The sequence below is a fragment of the Acinetobacter sp. WY4 genome (genome assembly GCF_018438165.1).
Lineage (GTDB): Bacteria > Pseudomonadota > Gammaproteobacteria > Pseudomonadales > Moraxellaceae > Acinetobacter.
The window spans coordinates 728374-748457 of record NZ_CP053947.1; the positions used below are offsets into that span (position 1 = coordinate 728374).

Sequence of the window (20084 nt, forward strand, 5' to 3'; positions counted from 1 at the left end):
CGCTGGCGAGTAAAAATGAAAAATTGGTAAGCTGATAATGAGATTTTTATTTACGTATCAAGAACCGACATGATGATTTATTCAACAAAATGAGCAAAGAAGACTCTTTTATATTTCAGAATATGATAGTTGGTATTTTCTTAGAATTATAAAATTCATACATTATTTCGATTAATCAATGCTTACTTGTAATTTTTAGCTATGAATCAAAGCCAAACCGCAGTTTGGCTCTGGCTGGTTTCTTAACCGATTCGACGTTTTAAACCGGTCATTTGCAACACACGTGTTGAGATTTCTTCAATCGACATTTCAGACACATTCAGGTACTTGATGCCTTCCGAAATATAAATTCCTTCAATCGCACGCAACTCCATCTGACACTGACTAAAGCTGGCATAACGGCTATTGGCCTTACGCTCAGAACGAATGGCCACAAGGCGTTCCGCATCAATCATCAGGCCAAACAGCTTGTTTTTATGCGGTCGCAGCACGGCTGGCAGTCGGTTATCATCCAAATCTTCTTCAGTCAGTGGATAGTTCGCCACGCGAATACCGAACTGCAAAGACAGATAAATAGAGGTCGGGGTTTTACCTGAACGCGATACACCAATCAGGATCAGGTCAGCTTTATCATAATGACGGGTACGTGCGCCGTCGTCGTTATCTAAAGCAAAATGAACAGCATCAATACGGGCCTTATAAGACTCAGAGTCGGTCACCGCATGGGTCTGCCCGACTAAAGTTGTAGGAATCGTGCCTAATTCATCAGCCAACTTACTAATAAGCCCTTCAAATACATCAAGATTTACTGCATTTGCGGTGTTAATGATGTCGCGCACATAGGGATCAACCAGGGTGTCAAATACCAGCGGTTTTTCACCGTCGATTTGAGCTCTTGCATTGATCTCTGCCACCACGTTTGTGGCCGCCTCTTCGGAACTAATGTAAGGAATAATATGAATGTCAAATTTCACATGCGGAAACTGCGCTAACAGCGAGTGTCCAAGGGTTTCAGCGGTGATGGCGGTACCATCTGAAATAAAGAAAACACTACGCTGAATTTGTTTACCTTCCGACATTAAAATTCTCCTCCAACATTTGTCTTAGTGCTATATAATCTTTATAGTAAACCGATCTTACATGACTGTCGCTTAGTAAAATCAAAAACCTAGATGATTTGCTATACTCTCATGCCGAGATAGTGATTAATACTGCAAAAGTGGAGTAACAACTTTGGAAGCGCGCGTAATTGGTCTGGAAAAATTAGGGAAGCACGACGTTGAGCTGGTCGGTGGGAAAAACTCATCACTAGGCGAAATGATCAGCCACTTATCAAATGCTGGTGTATCTGTGCCAGGTGGTTTCGCAACGACTGCCGATGCCTACCGTGAATTTCTCGAGCAAAGTGGCCTAAACGCTAAAATCAATGCAGAGCTTGCTGCACTCAATGTTGATGATGTAAATGCACTTGCTGAAACTGGCGCAAAAATTCGTCAATGGATTGTGGATACTCCACTTACGCCTGCATTAGAACAAGAAGTTCGTACAGCATTTGCAGAACTTTCTAACGGCAACCCTGACATCGCGGTTGCCGTTCGTTCTTCTGCAACTGCAGAAGATTTGCCGGATGCTTCTTTTGCCGGCCAGCAAGAAACTTTCCTGAACATTCGTGGTATCGATAACGTTCTGATCGCGATCAAAGAAGTATTTGCATCTTTGTACAACGACCGCGCAATCTCTTACCGTGTACACCAAAACTTTGCCCATGATGTAGTTGCCCTGTCCGCTGGTGTACAACGCATGGTTCGTTCAGAAACTGGTGCTGCCGGTGTAATGTTTACGCTAGATACTGAATCAGGCTTCCGTGATGCAGTATTCATTACCGCATCTTATGGTTTGGGTGAAATGGTTGTTCAAGGTGCCGTCAACCCTGATGAATTCTATATTTCTAAACCGCTTTTAAATGCAGGCCGACACGCGATCCTTCGTCGCAACCTGGGTTCTAAGCACCAGAAAATGATTTATGGTGAAGAAGCATCTGCAGGTAAATCTGTCGTTGTCGTGGATGTTGAAAAAGCTGAACGCCAACAGTTCGCTTTAAACGACCAGGAATTACAAGAACTTGCTAAACAAGCGCTGATCATTGAAAACCACTACGGTGCACCAATGGACATCGAGTGGGCAAAAGATGGCGATGATGGCAAGATTTACATCGTTCAGGCGCGTCCTGAAACTGTAAAAAGCCGTGAAAATGTCGGCACCATGGAACGCTACCTGTTGAAACAACGTGGCACTGTAATTTGTGAAGGTCGTTCAATCGGTCAACGCATTGGTTCTGGTAAAGTCCGGATTGTGACGTCTATTAAAGAAATGGACAAAGTACAAGATGGTGATGTTCTTGTATCTGATATGACTGACCCGGATTGGGAACCAGTCATGAAACGTGCAGCTGCGATTGTAACAAACCGTGGTGGTCGTACTTGTCACGCTGCAATCATTGCACGTGAGCTTGGTGTTCCTGCAATCGTTGGTTGTGGTAATGCAACTGAAGTTCTTGTAGACGGTCAGGAAGTGACTGTGTCTTGTGCCGAAGGTGATACTGGCTTTATCTATGAAGGCGCACTAGATTTTGAAATTCAAAAGAATTCAATTGAGTCTATGCCTGCTCTTCCATTTAAAGTCATGATGAACGTGGGTAACCCGGACCGTGCATTTGACTTTGCTCAAATTCCAAACGCAGGTATTGGTCTGGCGCGTCTTGAATTCATTATTAACCGTATGATTGGTGTTCACCCGAAAGCATTGATCAATATTGACAGCCTTCCACGTGAAACACGTGCAGCAGTTATGGCGCGTACTGCAGGTTATGCATCTCCAATCGAATTCTACGTAGAGAAACTGGTTGAAGGTATCTCGACACTTGCTGCTGCATTTGCAGACAAGCCAGTCATTGTTCGCATGTCAGACTTTAAGTCTAACGAATATGCAAACTTGATCGGTGGTAAGTTATACGAGCCAGAAGAAGAAAACCCGATGCTAGGTTTCCGTGGTGCAAGTCGCTACGTTTCTGACAACTTCCGTGATTGCTTCGAACTTGAATGTCGTGCATTAAAAAAGGCACGTGATGAAATGGGTTTAACCAATATCCAGATCATGATTCCATTTGTTCGTACTGTTGCTGAAGCGAAACGTGTCATTGAACTTCTTGCATTAAATGGTCTTAAGCGCGGTGAAAATGGCCTTAAAGTGATCATGATGTGTGAACTTCCAACCAATGCTTTATTGGCAGATCAGTTCCTTGAACATTTCGATGGTTTCTCTATTGGTTCAAACGACTTGACACAATTAACACTTGGTCTTGACCGTGACTCTGGTATTGTCTCTCACCTATTTGATGAGCGCGACCCTGCGGTTAAAGCGTTGCTTTCTCTTGCAATTCAAGCATGCCGTAAAGCTGGCAAATATGTAGGCATTTGTGGTCAAGGTCCTTCTGATCACCCAGATCTTGCACAATGGTTAATGGAACAAGGTATCGACTCTGTATCTTTAAACCCAGACTCGGTACTTGAAACTTGGTTCTTCTTGGCTGAAGAAAAAGTGCAAAAAGCATAAGCAATTTTGAATAAAAAAGACCCTTTGATAGGGTCTTTTTTATGAGACAGCTATTATGATTTATTGTTTGAAAATTAATAACTAAAGTCCCAATCTAAAGCTAAACTATTGAATTTATAAAAATAATTAAAAAAAAGCTTATCAACACATGAAAACTGTAATGACAAACAAATACCAACAGTAAAGTCATATCAAAATGGCAATAATAATGAATAACCATTGGATGTTCGGGAAGATATTTTTAAGAATGGTGATCCTTGCAATTTTGTATGGGCGCATTTTTAATAAGAAATATGATTGAAAATCCTTAATTAATCTATATCTTACGATGAGAGAATGTTTGTTTTCAAAACAGAATTCAATACAATCTTGTTCAAAGCTATTATCAGTTCACATTTATATATTGAGATTCAGTCTATATGCAGATTTACTTGGCACGAAACAATCAACAAGCTGGTCCATATACGCTCGAGCAATTGAATCAGATGCTGGCGAATCAACAAGTCATGCTGACTGACCTGGCATGGCATCAAGGCATGACCGAGTGGAAAGCCTTAGGTGAACTTACCCAAGGAAAATCGGTATATCAACCCGAAGGTTATGTCGCTCCAGCAGTCACACCTGAAACGCCGGTATTCCAGAATAGCCAACCAACGACTTCGGCCTACTCACAGCCTCATACTCAAACAGCGACTCAAAAAAATGAACTCGCCAGTATTCCAAGCCGTATCCTGGCCAAAATTGTAGATGTGTTACTGTGGTTACCAGCAACCTTCATTTTGACTGCATTTTTTACCCCTGAACAGGAAACGCGGTTTGCACAACTGAATGAAGAGTTCATGAATGTCGTGCTGAGTAGCGATGCAGATCCTGCAATGGCTCAGCAATTACAGACTCAAATGTTTGAGATGTTTTCTCAGCAGGCGTGGCTTGCCACAGCGGTCTATTTGATTATCATGCTGGCCATTCAAGCCTTTCTGATTGCCAAATCAGGCCAAAGTATTGGTAAAAAGCTCACGAAAATCAAAATTGTAGATGTAGAATCAGGTGAAAAGACCAGCCTGTTGCGCGCCTTTACTATTCGTAGCGTATTTTTCATATTTTTAAATATTGTATTTATGCCACTGAGTTTAATTATTGACTGGGCCTTCGGATTGGGCAAAAAACGTCAAACCTTGCACGATAAACTCGCAAAAACGCAAGTTGTGAAACAATAGTGCAGGAATACACAAAATGGGATGAATATCATCCCATTTTAATTACAGAACTTTGAAATTGAAATAAAATTCCCATAACCCCCCAATCCAGACCAGCAAAATCGGTTTTTATTACAGGCATTTAAAGCGCCCTAGATATAGCTTAGTTCGTGAATCTCAGGCATAATGCCCTACAACGTAGCGGTGTATTGTGATTAATAGGATGTTTTGTAAAATTCAGCCTTTTTTGTCATGTGCACTTTAATCGCTATCCCATATTAAATTAGGGAATGGGACTCTTCACCGAGGTTGTAAAATGAGACAAACGATTTTAGCTGTATTGTCTTTATCTGCGATGACTGCACTCTTGACCGGGTGTGGTGGTGATATGGTACTTCTGAACTCTAAAGGTCCAGTTGCAGCAGGTCAAAGTAACCTGATGATGACTGCGATTTACTTAATGCTTTTGGTGGTTATTCCATCAATCATCATGGCATTATGGTTCGGTTGGAAATATCGTGCATCGAATAAAGACGCAGACTATAAACCTACATGGGTACACTCTACTGCGATTGAAATTGTGGTATGGGGTATCCCTGTCATTATTATTGGTATTTTAGCTTGGTTAACTTGGTGGGGTTCCCACAAGTATGACCCATACCGTCCAATTGAAGCAGATAAAGCACCTTTAACTGTTCAGGTTATTGCTGAGCAATTTAAATGGATCTTCATCTATCCTGAGCAAGGCATTGCAACTGTTAACGAATTACGTTTCCCAGAGCAAACTCCGGTAAGCCTTCGTTTAACCTCTAACTTCACGATGAACTCGTTCTTCATCCCGGCGTTAAGTGGTCAGATTTATGCAATGGCAGGTATGCAAACTCACCTTAACTTCTTAGCTGATGAAACTAGTCCAGCTGAAGGTTATCGTGGTTTCTCTTCAAACTATTCAGGCTATGGCTTCTCACAAATGCGCTTCCGTGCACATTCTGTGACTGATGCTCAATTCGCTGAATGGATTTCTGCTGTTCAGGCAGGAAACGGTACTTCAGTTAACCCTAATGCAGTACAAAAAACTGTTCTAGACCAAGCTGAATTTGCAACTTTACGTGACGGCAACCGTGGTAAACACCAGATCGAAGCGATTATTGCAAAAGCTGAAACTCCTGAAGAGAAGGCTGCTGCTGAAGCAATGAAGCCTTACCCTACTAAGCCACATCCTGTGACTTACTACTCTTCTGTAGAGCAAGGTTTGTTTGAATCTGTGATTCACAAGTATATGAGTAACTATCACGGTGCTGATCATTCAGCTCCTGTAGAAGCTGCAGCGACTGATGCTGTTGCTCACGAAGCGGCTGCTTCTGAAGCTCATGTAGCTGGTGAACATGCGACTGCTTCTCAAGGAGAATAAGACATGAGCTTCTTAGGTAAGTTAGGTCCAGATGCAATTCCTTACGATCCAATCGTATTGGCAACTGTTGCAATGATGATCCTGGGTGGTATCGCAGTTTTTGCTGGTATTACCTACTTCAAAAAATGGGGCTACCTGTGGAACGAATGGTTCACATCTGTAGACCATAAAAAAATTGGTATCATGTATATCTTCGTATCTGTGATCATGCTTTTGCGTGGTTTCGCCGATGCGATCATGATGCGTCTTCAGCAGTTCCTTGCAAAAGGTGGCGGCGAAGGTTATCTACACCCTGAGCATTACGACCAGATCTTTACCGCGCATGGCGTGATCATGATCTTCTTCGTGGCAATGGGTCTTGTAGTTGGTTTAATGAACATCTCTGTACCGCTTCAAATCGGTGCACGTGACGTTGCATTCCCATTATTAAACTCTTTAAGCTTCTGGTTATTCGCCGGCGCTGCGGGTCTGATGATGGTTTCACTTGCGTTAGGTGAATTCGCTGCAACAGGTTGGATGGCATACCCTCCACTGTCTGGTATCGAATACTCTCCAGGCGTAGGTATGGACTACTATATCTGGGCACTGCAAATTTCAGGTCTAGGTACGCTATTAACGGGTGTTAACTTCTTCGTTACCATCATCAAAATGCGTGCGCCTGGCATGAAACTTATGGAAATGCCAATCTTTACCTGGACATCTTTATGTACAGCAGTATTGATTATTGCGGCGTTCCCAGTGTTGACTGCAACAATTGCAATGTTAACGCTTGACCGTTACTTTGGTTTCCACTTCTTCACCAATGACTTGGGTGGTAGCCCGATGTTGTACGTGAACTTGATTTGGACTTGGGGTCACCCGGAAGTATATATCTTGGTATTACCAGCATTTGGTATTTACTCTGAAGTTGTTGCGACTTTCTCGCGCAAAGCATTGTTCGGTTACAAATCAATGGTGTATGCAACAGTAGCAATCACAGTATTGTCATTCGTTGTATGGGTTCACCACTTCTTTACCATGGGTGCAGGTGCCAACGTTAACGCGTTCTTCGGTATCATGACCATGATTATTGCGATTCCTACAGGTGTGAAAATCTTCTCTTGGTTATTCACCATGTACAAGGGTCGTATTGTTTACACTACTCCAATGCTATGGACACTAGGCTTCCTGGTAACTTTCGGTATCGGTGGTTTAACAGGTGTATTGATGGCGGTTCCACCAGCGGACTTCCTGGTACATAACTCTTTATTCCTGATTGCTCACTTCCATAACGTAATTATTGGTGGTGTAGTATTTGCGATGTTCGCAGGTATCATCTTCTACTGGCCGAAAATGTTCGGTTGGAGACTGAATGAGACTTGGGGTAAAGCAGCGTTCTGGTTCTGGTTCTTCGGTTTCTACTTTGCGTTCATGCCACTTTATATCCTTGGTTTCATGGGTATGACACGTCGTTTGAATACATTTGACAACCCAGAATGGGACCCGTATGTAAATATCGCGATGTTCGGTGCAGTTCTGATTGCGCTTGGTATCGTATGTTTCATTCTGCAAATCGTGGTTGGTTTCTTACAACGTGACCAACGTCTAGATTTGACTGGCGATCCATGGGATGGTCGTACCCTTGAATGGGCGACATCTTCTCCTGCTCCGTTCTATAACTTTGCTCATCTTCCAAAGATCAATGGTATTGATACTTTCTGGATCGAGAAAGAAAATGGTGTTGCGTATGCAAAACCAACGAAGTACGAAGATATCCACATGCCGACTAACCGTGCTGCCGGTTTCGTTATCGCGATGTTCATTACTGTTATGGGCTTCGGTTTAATCTGGCACATCTGGTGGTTAGTAGTTGTTACGTTCATTGCTTCTATCATTAGCTTCATCGTGTCTTCTTTCACCAAGAAAGTGGATTACTATGTTCCAGCTGCTGAAGTTGAGCGTATTGAAAACGAACGCTATGCGATTCTTGAAAAACACTTGAAGAAGGACTAAGACAATGGCTGAAGTACTTCATCACGATAACCACGGACACGATGAGCATCATCATCACGATGATACTGACATCACCGTCTTTGGTTTCTGGACTTACTTGATGAGTGACCTTGTCCTGTTCGGCACACTCTTCATTGCGTTCGCTGTTTTGAGTAGCCACATTCCTGTGGGTACTCCAAGTGCGAGAGACCTGTTTGGCGACTCTTTAGGTTTCGTTCTTACTGAAACCTTCGCCCTCTTGATCTCTTCTGTAACCTTTGGTTTTGCAGTTCTTGCTGCATACAAAAAAGACGTTGCAAAAGTACTGACTTGGTTAGCGATTACTTGGGTATTCGGTGCTATCTTCATCGGCATGGAACTATATGAGTTCAATCACCTAGTTCATGCTGGTCACGGTCCAAGCACAAGTGCGTTCTTATCTGCGTTCTTTACTTTGGTAGGTACGCACGGTATTCACGTAACTTCTGGTCTGGTCTGGATGATCGTGCTTATGGTTCAAATCAAGAAATATGGTTTGACTCTTGCAAACACGCGTCGTCTAGCTTGCCTAAGCTTGTTCTGGCACTTCCTTGACATCGTTTGGATATGTGTATTCAGCGTAGTTTACTTGATGGGAGTTCTGTAATGAGTCACGATCATAACGCTGCTGGCGAATCACACGGTAACGTTAAGCAATATACTGTTGGCTTTATCCTTTCTGTCATCCTTACCGTAATTCCATTCGGTATGGTGATGGCAGGCGGTTTTGGCCGTGGTATCTTGATTACTGTCATCGCGATTACTGCGGTTGCTCAGATTCTTGTGCAGTTAATTTACTTCCTGCATATGAACTCTTCTTCAGAGCAACGCTGGAACGTGATTGCATTCGTGTATACCATCTTAACTATCGCTATTCTTTTAGTGGGTTCTGTATGGATCATGAATTACCTACACTACAACATGATGATCTAAACTGGTCGTCATGCTGAAAAAGTATTTATTCCTGACTAAGCCAGGAATTCTCTTCGGTAACTTTGTTACCACCTTGGGTGGCTACTTCGTAGCCACCCAAGGTTCTGTAGATTTCCTTCTCCTGCTTATTACCCTTCTCGGTACTACGCTTGTCGTAGCATCAGGATGTGTGGTCAACAACGTGATTGACCAGGACATCGACCAAAAAATGCAGCGCACCCAAAACCGTGCTCTGGTCACCAAAACCATTTCCGAACCTGTTGCCCTGGCCTTTGCTCTGGTATTAGGCATCGTTGGTTTTAGTCTTTTATGGTTCTGGGTAAATGCGTACGCTTTCTTATTCGCGGTGATTGGTTTTGTCGTATATGTTGGTTTCTACAGCCTATGGACAAAACGAACCACAATTCATCAAACTGTTGTAGGCAGTATTTCTGGTGCAGCTCCGCCTGTCATTGGTTATACCGCAGTAGCCAATCAATTTGACCTCGGTGCGTTACTGATCTTTTTAGGTTATGCGCTATGGCAAATGCCTCACTCATGGGCGATTGCGATTTACCGCTTTGATGATTACAAAAATGCAGGCATTCCGATTTTGCCTGTAGCGCGTTCGATTCATCGTACCAAGATTGAATCACTGGTTTATGTGGTGTTATTCACGCTGACCATGAATGCATTATTTGTCTTTGGTTATGCCAACTGGTTCTATGCAGTGATTTTAAACTTACTGTGCATTTACTGGTTATATATCGGTGTCATTGGATTTAAAGCTGAAAATGATCAACTTTGGGCAAAGAAATATTTCTTGTTCTCGGTGATCCTGATTACTGTCATCAGTATTATCTTTAGCTTTACCTCAACTGCGCCATCTACACAGATTGTGTTTTTTTAAAAAGATAGAGTTAGTCTCTATCTTTTTTTATTTTGATTTTCCTATCCCCCATTCCAAGTATCTGTAGAGCAGAATCAAAATCTCTGCTTTAGAACCTCCCTCTCTTTTCTTATCTCTGATAAATTTACCGTTTTTTGGTTTTAGCCTGACATTGATAATGTGTATGCAGATTTTAAGTTAGAGAAAGCCACTTGATATTCTCAATAGTACATTTGCTGAATTTAAGCAGTCGAACCCTGCTGTTTTAAAGTTAATGTGGTTTTCTATTAAAAGATCTGACTATAGATATAATTTCGCAAAAATGTCTTATTTGGTTGAAATTATCTCTAAAGATCACTACAATTCCCCCTTCGCAAACACTGCGACACAACTTTGGTTGTGACTCCTTGCTTCAATTTACTTAAATTGGGGCTGTCCAAACCGTAAGGAGCTGACAATGCGTCATTACGAAATCGTACTTTTAGTACACCCTGATCAAAGCGATCAAGTAGTTGGTATGGTAGAACGCTACCTAACTCACATCAAAGAAGCTGAAGGTCAAATTCACCGTCTTGAAGACTGGGGCCGTCGTCAATTGGCTTACCCAATCAACAAGATCCACAAAGCTCACTACATTCTTATGAATGTTGAGTGTGGTCAAACTACTCTTGATGAGCTTGAAGAATTGTTCCGTTATAACGACGCAATCATTCGTAGCCTTATCATCCGTCGTGAAAACGCTATCACTGAAGAGTCACTATTGGCGAAGAGTGCTGAAGAAAAACGTGCGCGTAAAGCTCAACGTGAAGAAGCACAACACGCTCAAGACTCTGCTGAAGCTTAAGGAGAACATAACATGGCACGTTTTTACCGTCGTCGCAAGTTCTGCCGCTTTACAGCTGAGAACGTTACGTACATCGACTACAAAGATATCGACACTTTAAAACAGTACATCACTGAAAACGGCAAGATTGTTCCTAGCCGTATTACAGGTACTAAAGCTCGTTACCAACGTCAATTAGCGTTAGCTATCAAACAAGCTCGCTACTTGTCTTTGATCCCTTACACTGACAATCATAAGTGAGGTTGAGCTGTGGATATTATCTTATTACAACGCATTAAAAACCTAGGTAAACTAGGCGATAAAGTTTCAGTTAAAGCTGGTTACGGCCGTAACTTCCTTATCCCTCAAGGTAAGGCTGTTGCTGCAACTGAAGCAAACACTGCTGCTTTTGAAGCTCGTCGTGCTGAACTTGAGAAAGAAGAAGCTGCTATCTTGGCTGCTGCTCAAGCACGTGCTGACCAATTGAACGAAGTGAACATCGTTATCACTGCAAAAGCTGGTGATGAAGGTAAACTATTCGGTTCTATCGGTACTCGTGACATCGCTGACGCGTTGACAAATGCTGGTCTAGAAGTAGACCGTGCTGAAGTACGTCTTCCAAATGGCGCGCTTCGTCACACTGGCGAATTTAACATCGCAATCCAATTGCACCATGATGTTACTGCAGAAGTTCTAGTTACTATCGTAGCTGAGTAATTTCTCGCCTCAAAAAGAGCATGCGAAAGCATGCTCTTTTTTTATCTCTAAAAAATATAATCTAGCCAACACTGTCAAATTCATTTTATTATTCGTGTTTACAAAAAATTGCACTTCGCATTTTTGATCAGAGCGCGTATCATTTCATCTCGTAGTGAATAAACGCTATTCATCTCCGACGATATTTAACCATTGTATTTAAAATCAGGGATTTATATGTCACAGGCGAATGCCAGCAAAAAGGTAGCTCCTGCTAAACCGGAAATTGTTACTGAAAATAGCAATCTCAAGGAGTTCCGTACTCCGCCACACAATTTAGCAATTGAACAGGCTGTACTTGCTGCCCTTATGACTGTGGCTGAATCTTTTGAGCAGGTCGGTGATGTACTGACCGAAAATGATTTCTATGCCACCCGACATAAATATATCTTCCGTGCCATTGAGCAACTCTCTAAAGAAAACTCGCCTTATGATGCGGTTCTGGTGCATGACTGGCTCATTAAACAAAACTTGCTCGACGCAATTGGTGGCGAAGAGTATTTGATGCAGCTGATGGCAGACTCACCCTCAAGTTTCTATAACCTGGAAACTTATGCTGGGAAAATTAAAGAGTTTGCTACCCTGCGCAGCATGATTAAAGTCAGCTCTGAAATTTTACAAAATGCCTATGACACCAAAGGCCGTACCGTCAGTGAAATTCTGGATCTGGCTGAGACCAATATTTTCTCGATTGCCGAACAGCATAATAACAATGCCAAAGCGCAAGGCCCTAAGCCGATCAACTCGGTGGTCGCAGACGTATTTGATAAATTAAATGAACTGTCGCAAATGGAAGGCAGCATTACCGGTTTAACTACTGGTTTTGTGGAACTGGATAACAAAACTTCCGGCATGCAATCTGGTGATTTAATTATTGTCGCGGCGCGTCCATCCATGGGTAAAACCACCTTTGCCATGAATCTGGTCGAAAGTGTTTTATTCAATAATAACCTGCCTGCTCTGGTCTATTCGATGGAGATGCCAGCCGACTCCATCGCCATGCGTTTGATTTCATCATTTGGTCGCGTGCATCAGGGACATTTACGTTCTGGTAAAATGGACAGTGATGAATGGTCAAAAGTCACCAGTACCATTGTGCATTTACAAGAAAAAAATCTGTATATCGATGATTCTTCTGCGCTACCACCAACAGAATTACGTGCCCGTGCGCGTCGTATTGCCAAAATGCATGGCGGAAAGCTGGGCTGTATCATGGTCGATTACTTGCAGCTGATGAAAGTACCCGGTATGGGCGATAACCGTGTCGGCGAGATCTCGGAAATTTCCCGAAGCTTAAAAGCTTTAGCGAAGGAAATGCAATGTCCGGTAATTGCCCTGTCACAGCTCAACCGATCGCTGGAAAACCGTCCAAACAAACGTCCGGTGATGTCCGACTTGCGTGAATCCGGTGCGATTGAGCAGGATGCCGACTTGATCATGTTTATTTACCGGGATGAGGTTTATAACAAGGAATCCAAGGAAGCTGGCACCGCCGAAATTATTATCGGTAAACAACGTAATGGCCCGATTGGTACCGTGCGTCTGGCATTCGAAGGTCAATATACCCGCTTTAGTAATCTCTCACCTGAGTTCTATGCTCAGTATGATGACGAAGAGTAATCAGGCTCTCGTCATCACATTTCCATCGTCCCTCTAGGAGTAATTTAGGGTGCGTCAAGCTACAGTTTATATTGACAGCGCTGCGCTGCAATATAATTTAAACCGTGTCAAACAACTTGCCCCAACCGCGAAAATCGTCAGCATGGTGAAAGCCAATGCTTATGGACACGGAGTTAAAGACTGCTTAGCAGCCTTAAGCGAAACCGATGCCTTTGGTGTTGCCTGTCTGCAAGAAGCCCTGGAAATTCGTGAATTAGGTTATTTACAGCCGATCACGCTCATCGAAGGTGTTTTTTCTGCAGATGAGATGCCAATCGTAATCGAACAGAATATTGAAGTTGTGGTACATCATCAGGCCCAACTCGACTGGTTACTGGCTCATAAAGAGACCTATATCGCCAAAGATCTTAAAGTCTGGGTCAAACTGAACAGCGGCATGAACCGATTAGGTTTCAAAATTGAAGCAATCAAAGACGTAATTCATACGCTAAAAGCTGAAGGATTTACTTGTGTGCTTGCCATGCATTTTGCCAATGCCGATGCCGAGCATCCGCTGAATGATGAACAAATCCGTCAATTCTTAGAAATTAAAAATGACTGTGCCCCAATTTTAGCCTCTTGCTGTAACTCGGCTGCAATCTATAAATATCCAGAATTGCATTTTGACTATGTCCGTCCCGGGATCATGCTCTACGGTGCGACTCCATTTGCAGACCAGGATGTGCATAATCTGGACTTAAAGCCAGTCATGAAGTTTACAGCTGAAATTATTGCCTTGAATGATATTCAAGCGGGTGAGCATGTCGGTTATGGTTCGACGTTTACCGCAAATCAAGACATGACGCTAGCGATTGTTTCAATTGGCTATGGTGATGGCTACCCTCGCGCTTTCCTGAAACAGAACTATGTCGCGATTAATGGCCAGCAAACTCGTGTGATCGGCCGCGTAGCGATGGATATGATTGCCATTGATGTGACAGGACTAGAAGTGCAATTGGGCACAGAAGTCGAACTTTGGGGTAAAACCCGTCTGGTGGATGATGTAGCGACAGCCAATGGCACGATTGGTTATGAACTATTATGCAGGCTCAGCAATCGTCCACTACGCCAAGTAGTCTGATCTAGTTCTCAAAATAAAAAAAGCCCAACTTATGTTGGGCTTTTTCTTTAGGCTGACTTTTGTTCTTCGCCCTGCTCTATGCATAATTGCATTAATAAGGCATCGACATGGCTTTGCTGAAAGGCAAAAGGATTAAAGTCATCAAATCCCATTTCCCGACAGAATTGCTGGATCTGACTGCGTTTGGAAATATATTTCATGGACCAGTCCGGGAAACTTGGATATTCAATTTCCTTGGTCTCAAATAATTTAATATCCTGATGGCGAGGATCTTTATTCAGTCGCTCCACCAGCAGACTTTTTAAAGTGGGACATTCACCTTCGAGACATTGAAAAAAATGACTATCTGCGAAATACAGTACACCTGTCACTTGATGCTGGTAATTAAAATCACGAGCTTCTTTCAGGATATTCGCCAAATCTTCAAGTAAGTCAGGTTTGGGAGAAGTACTTTTACTGGCATAACAAAATTGGTACATGTGCTAACTCCTCTTTTTTTATTATACCTGATGCATAGAAGTTAACACTGTACGCGAAAAACCTGAACCCGGATAGGTTTATTATAAGAAATACTCATTAGAGGGAACCGGAAGTTCCGCCAATCCTTTTTTCAAGGTCTCTGACCATTGCCGGCTGATTGACGTGAAATACTCATCATCTTCGGCAATACGCTTGCCTCTTGGCATGATCAGACTGTCTTTTTTATAGACCAGCACATCGAGGGGCATACCAACCGATACATTGGAACGTAGGGTCGATGCAAATGAAATCAGGGAACAGCGCAAAGCTTCATCCAGCGGCATATCATAAGTCAGCGCACGATCCAGGATCGGCTTGCCATATTTACTTTCGCCAATCTGGAAATACGGCGTATCGCGTGTGGCACAGATAAAGTTCCCTTGTGGATAGACATGATAAAGCTGCATGTCCTGATCTTTAAGTTGCCCACCGACCAGCAGATTGCAATAATAATTACTTTGTTCCGAAATATCGCTCGTAACATTCGCAATCACTTTCTTCAGTATACTACCTACCAGCTCAGCGACATCAAACATGGTGTGCAGACTCAAGATATTGGGTTCCTGCTTCAGTTCGAGCTGATTTTTAATATGCCCAATTACGGCTTGTGTTGTTGCCAGATTTCCGGATGCCTGTATGACGATCATACGTTCCCCAGGAATACCAAAGGTATACAACTTTCGAAATACAGAAATGTGATCTACTCCGGCATTTGTCCGGGTATCACTGATAAAAAGCATACCTTGCTCTAAACGTAGTGCACAACAATACGTCATTCATTCGTCCTTATTAACATCCTAGCACTTGAACGATGGAATGCATGGATTCCACACCGCCCTTTTCTCTGACACCGCGTACCGGTGCCACATCCCAATAATCCCGTCCAATCGCCACATAAACATGCGAACTTGGAGTAAACAACAGATTACTGACATCAAAACAATACCATGTCTGGTCTACAAACACCTCTGCCCAAGCGTGACTGGCCAGATGCGAAGCATTTTGTGCATATAAATAACCAGAAACATAGCGGGCAGGTAAACCTAGATATTTGCACATGGCAATGAAAATATGACTATGGTCCTGACAGACGCCCTGTCTGGACTCAAAGGCATCTATTGCAGAGCCTTGCACTGAAGTACTGTTCGAAATATAAGGCACATGCTCCAGCAATGCTTGCGCCAGTCCAATCAGATGTTGACGGGTTAATGCAGGAACATGACGTTGTGCAAAATCTTTCATTGCTGAATTACATTGTGTCGATTCGGTCGGCTGTAGAAAAAGATTGGGATTGATTGAATCATTCAGTCCACTCTGATGCGCAGGATTTAGCTCGACTATTCCTTGCGCCATGATAGTCAGGGAATAATAAGGTTCCCGCTGGCTACAGGTCATCCACAGATTATGAAATGCATCTTTCCGGATTTCTTTATTACCCGGTACACTGATATCCCAGGAATGCACCTGCTGATGCGCATTGCTCGAAGGCATCATTTTAATGTACTGAATACTGTTCCTCACCTCGGCCGTGTACATATAGTGCGTTTGGTGATTCACCATCAATTTCATACATCTGCCTCAAACAGTTGATGGATATGGTCGCTAAACTGATAGAACTGAATCCGGTTCGGTTCTGTACGCAACTGTTCCCAGTACTGTTCCAGATCATTCCAGCCCATTTCTACCAGAATTCTGACCACATAATCAATCTTGCACAGTGTGGTACTGGTTTCTTCACCCAGACGTAACTGGTGATCGAGCTGTTCTACACATTGCCCTAAACTGAAAAACAGAAAGATATCGGAGGATTCGGCTTCAAGAATATCTTCACATTCCGTCACCACTTCACAGATATAACCAGCATTTTTGTCTGCGGTTTTGATCAGTTTCATCAGTTCCGCATAGCCTGAAGCAGACAGCACCCCTCGTAATTCCTGAATATTGTCTTTGGCCACTTTGAACTGCTGGCTAAAAGACGCCACTTGCATAGGATCAAGTACTAGCTCATTTAGGGAACTGGCATCAAAGGCAGGTAAACAAAAGGCATGGGCATACGCCACTGCCGCTTCGTCTTCTAAAAATGGAAAGCGCGCACATAAAAAATGAGTGCGAGATAAATAACGCCCTAACCAAAAAATATGTTGTGCATTGCTATTCAGCAAAACCATGACATTTTCCTTCTTTGGAATCTTATGAATGTAAATTGTCGACTACCCAGGTATCTTTGATACCGCCACCTTGTGATGAATTCACCACCAGTGAGCCGGGCTGCATCGCCACACGGGTCAAGCCACCCTGTACGATTTCAGTACGATAAGGCGAGCTCAATACAAATGGGCGTAAGTCGATATGACGTTCAGCAATACCAAAATTGGTCAAAGTCGGACTAACCGATAAGTCCAAAGTTGGCTGCGCAATATATAAATGCGGCGCAGCTAAAATTTTCTCCCTGAAAGTTTCAATTTGTTGTTTAGACGCTTGTGGTCCAATGAGCATGCCATAACCGCCCGAACCCTGCGCTTCTTTCACCACCAGTTGATCCAGATGAGCCACGACATAGTCTAATTCTTCAGAATTACGACATTGATAAGTCGGAACATTTTTTAGAATTGGCTGCTCACCCAAATAAAAACGAATCATTTTGTCGACATATGGATAAACCGATTTGTCATCTGCCACACCGGTTCCCGGTGCATTGGCAATCACAACATTATTTTGCAAATAAGCTGACATCAAGCCAGCCACACCCAAAGTGCTATCCGGTTTAAAGCATAAGGGATCAAGAAACGCATCATCGACCCGTCTATAAATAACATCGACTCGTTGGCGACCACGTATGGTTTTTACATAAACCTTCGAGTCATCAACAAAAAGGTCACGTGATGTTACTAATGGCACATCCATCTCTCTTGCAAGGAAAGAATGTTCATAGTAAGCACTATTAAAACGTCCTGGGGTCAATACCACCACAAATGGCTTGTCGACATAAGCATTTTCGATCAGGATTTCTTTTAATAATTGTGGATATTGCTCGATTCCGGCAATCTTGGACTGCTCGAATACTTTCGGCATCAGTTTTTCACTGATCTTGCGGCATTCCAGCATATAAGACACGCCAGATGGCGTTCTGAGATTATCTTCTAAGACATAAAACTCGCCCTTGGAATCACGGATCACATCGATCCCGCTAATCTGGCTATAAATCCCGCCTTTCAAGCTATGTTGATACATATGCGGCTGATAGGCTTCATGAGTTAAAATCTGCAACTCAGGAATGATATTGGCTTTTAAAATGTCCTGTTGATGATAAATATCATGTAAGAATAAATTTAGCGCCCGTACCCGTTGTGCCGAGCCTAAAGCCACCATATTCCACTGTTTCCGGTCTATGACTCGCGGAATGATATCGTAGGGAATAGTGCGTTCTACGCCTTCTTCATCGCCATAAACGGTAAAGGTAATACCGTGATTAAAAAAATGTTCTTTTGCTACCTGATTCAGTGCATTGAGTTCATCCAGCGTATGTTGAGATAACCATTCTTCCAACCTTTGACTTGCCTGACTGGACAGCACATGTTTATCCTGCATTTCATTAAAGAACTTCGAAGATAACTGCTGCAATAAAAGTTGTGGATTTGTTGTAGTAGATACCGCTGTAGTTTTAGTGTCTATAAAATTTTTTCCAATATTTTGGGAAGTAAATTTATCAATTGTTTCAATCACATTTGTATCCTGATTTCCTTTAAGCATACAAACCCTCGTATTATCATCTATTATAATCAAATCAGAGCAATATCCATGCCATGACGTCTGTATTTCAATTACCATTAATCTAATAAATGCCCAATGAACTCAATGCCATTTTCGACCAAGTTGTTTTAGAATTGTAGGACAAATGTTGCACAGAGGGACTTGCGAAAAAATGAGAGTTTTTTTATTGTGTTAGGCTAAGCCTAAATCCCCTCTTCTTTATTGCCAGCAAAATAAATTATGTCAGCACAAGAAAAAGAAACTTCAAACAGTCTATATCGCCAATGGCAAATTTTGTCACGCCTTTCTACCGGCAAATGGATGGGAACACGTGAATTACAGGAAATCCTCAATCGTGAAGGCATCGATATCAGTCTGCGCACCATTCAGCGCGACCTGAATCAGATTGCTCAACGCTTTCCGATTGAAAGCAGTAAAACCACGCCGCAAGGCTGGCGTTGGCGTTCAGATGCGCCGCTGCAAAGTTTGCCGCATATGACCAGCTCGCAAGCGGTCACTTTCATGATGGTCGAAGAACATTTAAAACATCTGCTGCCACCGAGCCTGATCGAGGAAATGAATCCGTGGTTTGATCTGGCACGACGCAGTCTTTCTTCCCAGAACAATGTCCGGCAATGGATTAACCGTGTGCGCATTGTTCCGGCCACCCAACCCCTGATTCCCCCTGTGGTAGATAAGGCCGCGCAGCAAGCGGTGTATGAAGGCCTGTTACAAGACAAACAACTGGAATGTGTGTATCAGGGCCGTGGTCATAACAGCGAAGAAAAGACCTATATTCTCAATCCTCTGGCATTGGTACAAAAAGGGTCAATCATCTATCTGGTGTGTACCCGTCACGACAAATCGGATATCCAGACCTTTGCCCTGCACCGCTTTAAATCGGCCGTCGTGCTGAATTCACGTGCCTTGCATCCAGTCAATTTCGATATTGATGAGTATATTGATTCTGGTGCACTGGGCTTCCGGGTGGACTTCAACCATCCCACCGAAAATGTCACGCTTAAACTCAGCATGTCGGAATCGGATGCACATTATTTTGAGGAAAGCCAGCTCAGCAAAGACCAGAAAATTGAAAAAATGGAAGATGGCATGTCGCTGATCACTGCTACCGTGCCATTTACCTCCCAACTGGTCTGGTGGTTACGCAGCTTTGGTAAAAAGATTAAATATATTGAACCGAGTATTGTAGCCAATGCAGTCGATCAGCCGGATGAAGAAAAGCCTTAATCACACAGGCTTCATCCAGATTCTTTTAGGTATTCCAGAATAAAAAAATCCCCAAAGTGGGGACTGGAGAATTTTGCTTATATTTTTGTTCTTGTTGTAGTGAGCTGTCGCTGTGCCAAGCTACTTTTCTTTAACACCCCAAAATGTAGCTTGGATGAAACATCAATATTTAAAAATGACTGAGACATAAGCAAGCCAGCTCAGCATTATTAAAGCGA

Annotated in this window: 18 protein-coding genes and 1 pseudogene; 13 read left to right on the plus strand and 6 right to left on the minus strand. The window is 42.9% G+C overall.

Annotated elements, in window-relative coordinates; all coding sequences use genetic code 11:
* Nucleotides 1-242: 242 nt before the first annotated feature.
* A complete protein-coding gene (locus tag G4D73_RS03395) occupies nt 243-1079 on the minus strand; it encodes a pyruvate, water dikinase regulatory protein (protein WP_004278781.1) in 837 nt (278 codons plus the stop codon).
* Between the two features lie 154 nt (nt 1080-1233).
* On the opposite strand from G4D73_RS03395, the gene ppsA reads away from it, so the two are divergent.
* The 12 genes from ppsA to alr all read left to right on the plus strand — a co-directional run bounded on the left by ppsA (nt 1234) and on the right by alr (nt 14349).
* Nucleotides 1234-3612, plus strand: a complete 2379-nt coding sequence (gene ppsA / locus G4D73_RS03400; RefSeq protein WP_004278782.1) for a phosphoenolpyruvate synthase — start codon at nt 1234-1236, stop codon at nt 3610-3612.
* Between the two features lie 419 nt (nt 3613-4031).
* On the plus strand, nt 4032-4829 hold the full coding sequence (locus tag G4D73_RS03405) for an RDD family protein (protein WP_004278783.1): 798 nt from the start codon (nt 4032-4034) through the stop codon (nt 4827-4829).
* A gap of 295 nt (nt 4830-5124) precedes the next feature.
* Complete coding sequence (cyoA, locus tag G4D73_RS03410) at nt 5125-6219, plus strand: ubiquinol oxidase subunit II (RefSeq protein ID WP_148334482.1); 1095 nt, start codon at nt 5125-5127, stop codon at nt 6217-6219.
* Between the two features lie 3 nt (nt 6220-6222).
* Nucleotides 6223-8211 (plus strand): cytochrome o ubiquinol oxidase subunit I, encoded by a 1989-nt coding sequence (gene cyoB, locus G4D73_RS03415; RefSeq protein ID WP_213687388.1) that lies wholly within the window; start codon nt 6223-6225, stop codon nt 8209-8211.
* A 4-nt stretch (nt 8212-8215) separates the two neighbouring features.
* Entirely contained in the window at nt 8216-8836 is a 621-nt protein-coding gene (gene cyoC / locus G4D73_RS03420) for a cytochrome o ubiquinol oxidase subunit III (RefSeq protein ID WP_004278786.1), read from the plus strand.
* The gene (locus G4D73_RS03425) at nt 8836-9162 is read left to right on the plus strand and encodes a cytochrome o ubiquinol oxidase subunit IV (RefSeq protein WP_004645410.1); all 327 of its coding nucleotides are present in this window, start codon (nt 8836-8838) and stop codon (nt 9160-9162) included. The genes cyoC and G4D73_RS03425 overlap by 1 nt, the downstream gene beginning before the upstream one ends.
* A gap of 10 nt (nt 9163-9172) precedes the next feature.
* A complete protein-coding gene (gene cyoE / locus G4D73_RS03430) occupies nt 9173-10051 on the plus strand; it encodes a heme o synthase (protein WP_153566251.1) in 879 nt (292 codons plus the stop codon).
* Between the two features lie 436 nt (nt 10052-10487).
* On the plus strand, nt 10488-10874 hold the full coding sequence (rpsF, locus tag G4D73_RS03435; protein WP_004278789.1) for a 30S ribosomal protein S6: 387 nt from the start codon (nt 10488-10490) through the stop codon (nt 10872-10874).
* Between the two features lie 12 nt (nt 10875-10886).
* A complete protein-coding gene (rpsR, locus tag G4D73_RS03440; RefSeq protein WP_004278792.1) occupies nt 10887-11114 on the plus strand; it encodes a 30S ribosomal protein S18 in 228 nt (75 codons plus the stop codon).
* 9 nt (nt 11115-11123) lie between these two features.
* Nucleotides 11124-11570 (plus strand): 50S ribosomal protein L9, encoded by a 447-nt coding sequence (rplI, locus tag G4D73_RS03445; RefSeq protein WP_004278793.1) that lies wholly within the window; start codon nt 11124-11126, stop codon nt 11568-11570.
* A 216-nt stretch (nt 11571-11786) separates the two neighbouring features.
* The gene (gene dnaB, locus G4D73_RS03450) at nt 11787-13229 is read left to right on the plus strand and encodes a replicative DNA helicase (RefSeq protein ID WP_004645414.1); all 1443 of its coding nucleotides are present in this window, start codon (nt 11787-11789) and stop codon (nt 13227-13229) included.
* Between the two features lie 49 nt (nt 13230-13278).
* The gene (gene alr, locus G4D73_RS03455) at nt 13279-14349 is read left to right on the plus strand and encodes an alanine racemase (protein WP_213687389.1); all 1071 of its coding nucleotides are present in this window, start codon (nt 13279-13281) and stop codon (nt 14347-14349) included.
* Between the two features lie 47 nt (nt 14350-14396).
* Here the strand turns inward: alr and G4D73_RS03460 are convergent, their stop codons facing one another.
* The 5 genes and pseudogenes from G4D73_RS03460 to G4D73_RS03480 all read right to left on the minus strand — a co-directional run.
* A complete protein-coding gene (locus G4D73_RS03460; protein WP_213687390.1) occupies nt 14397-14828 on the minus strand; it encodes a BLUF domain-containing protein in 432 nt (143 codons plus the stop codon).
* A gap of 81 nt (nt 14829-14909) precedes the next feature.
* The gene (locus G4D73_RS03465) at nt 14910-15644 is read right to left on the minus strand and encodes a proteasome-type protease (RefSeq protein WP_005263267.1); all 735 of its coding nucleotides are present in this window, start codon (nt 15642-15644) and stop codon (nt 14910-14912) included.
* Nucleotides 15645-15657: 13 nt separating this feature from the next.
* The gene (locus G4D73_RS03470) at nt 15658-16437 is read right to left on the minus strand and encodes a transglutaminase family protein (protein ID WP_213687391.1); all 780 of its coding nucleotides are present in this window, start codon (nt 16435-16437) and stop codon (nt 15658-15660) included.
* The gene (locus G4D73_RS03475) at nt 16434-17036 is read right to left on the minus strand and encodes an alpha-E domain-containing protein (RefSeq protein WP_213687392.1); all 603 of its coding nucleotides are present in this window, start codon (nt 17034-17036) and stop codon (nt 16434-16436) included. Before G4D73_RS03475 ends, G4D73_RS03470 begins: the two co-directional genes overlap by 4 nt.
* 22 nt (nt 17037-17058) lie before the next feature.
* Nucleotides 17059-18504, minus strand: a pseudogene (locus G4D73_RS03480) (circularly permuted type 2 ATP-grasp protein); the annotation flags it as partial.
* Between the two features lie 354 nt (nt 18505-18858).
* On the opposite strand from G4D73_RS03480, the gene G4D73_RS03485 reads away from it, so the two are divergent.
* Nucleotides 18859-19866: a helix-turn-helix transcriptional regulator gene (locus G4D73_RS03485; RefSeq protein WP_180037376.1), complete on the plus strand. Its 1008-nt coding sequence runs from the start codon at nt 18859-18861 to the stop codon at nt 19864-19866.
* Nucleotides 19867-20084 lie beyond the last annotated feature (218 nt).

What these genes read in the sequence shown, in the direction of transcription:
- G4D73_RS03425 (WP_004645410.1), top strand. Translation starts at nt 8,836, where the DNA reads ATGAGTCACGATCATAACGCTGCTGGCGAATCACACGGTAACGTTAAG.
- G4D73_RS03460 (WP_213687390.1), bottom strand. Translation starts at nt 14,828, where the DNA reads ATGTACCAATTTTGTTATGCCAGTAAAAGTACTTCTCCCAAACCTGAC.
- rpsF (WP_004278789.1), top strand. Translation starts at nt 10,488, where the DNA reads ATGCGTCATTACGAAATCGTACTTTTAGTACACCCTGATCAAAGCGAT.
- G4D73_RS03485 (WP_180037376.1), top strand. Translation starts at nt 18,859, where the DNA reads ATGTCAGCACAAGAAAAAGAAACTTCAAACAGTCTATATCGCCAATGG.
- cyoA (WP_148334482.1), top strand. Translation starts at nt 5,125, where the DNA reads ATGAGACAAACGATTTTAGCTGTATTGTCTTTATCTGCGATGACTGCA.
- rpsR (WP_004278792.1), top strand. Translation starts at nt 10,887, where the DNA reads ATGGCACGTTTTTACCGTCGTCGCAAGTTCTGCCGCTTTACAGCTGAG.
- cyoC (WP_004278786.1), top strand. Translation starts at nt 8,216, where the DNA reads ATGGCTGAAGTACTTCATCACGATAACCACGGACACGATGAGCATCAT.
- G4D73_RS03395 (WP_004278781.1), bottom strand. Translation starts at nt 1,079, where the DNA reads ATGTCGGAAGGTAAACAAATTCAGCGTAGTGTTTTCTTTATTTCAGAT.
- G4D73_RS03465 (WP_005263267.1), bottom strand. Translation starts at nt 15,644, where the DNA reads ATGACGTATTGTTGTGCACTACGTTTAGAGCAAGGTATGCTTTTTATC.
- cyoE (WP_153566251.1), top strand. Translation starts at nt 9,173, where the DNA reads ATGCTGAAAAAGTATTTATTCCTGACTAAGCCAGGAATTCTCTTCGGT.
- G4D73_RS03475 (WP_213687392.1), bottom strand. Translation starts at nt 17,036, where the DNA reads ATGGTTTTGCTGAATAGCAATGCACAACATATTTTTTGGTTAGGGCGT.
- G4D73_RS03405 (WP_004278783.1), top strand. Translation starts at nt 4,032, where the DNA reads ATGCAGATTTACTTGGCACGAAACAATCAACAAGCTGGTCCATATACG.
- cyoB (WP_213687388.1), top strand. Translation starts at nt 6,223, where the DNA reads ATGAGCTTCTTAGGTAAGTTAGGTCCAGATGCAATTCCTTACGATCCA.
- dnaB (WP_004645414.1), top strand. Translation starts at nt 11,787, where the DNA reads ATGTCACAGGCGAATGCCAGCAAAAAGGTAGCTCCTGCTAAACCGGAA.
- G4D73_RS03470 (WP_213687391.1), bottom strand. Translation starts at nt 16,437, where the DNA reads ATGAAATTGATGGTGAATCACCAAACGCACTATATGTACACGGCCGAG.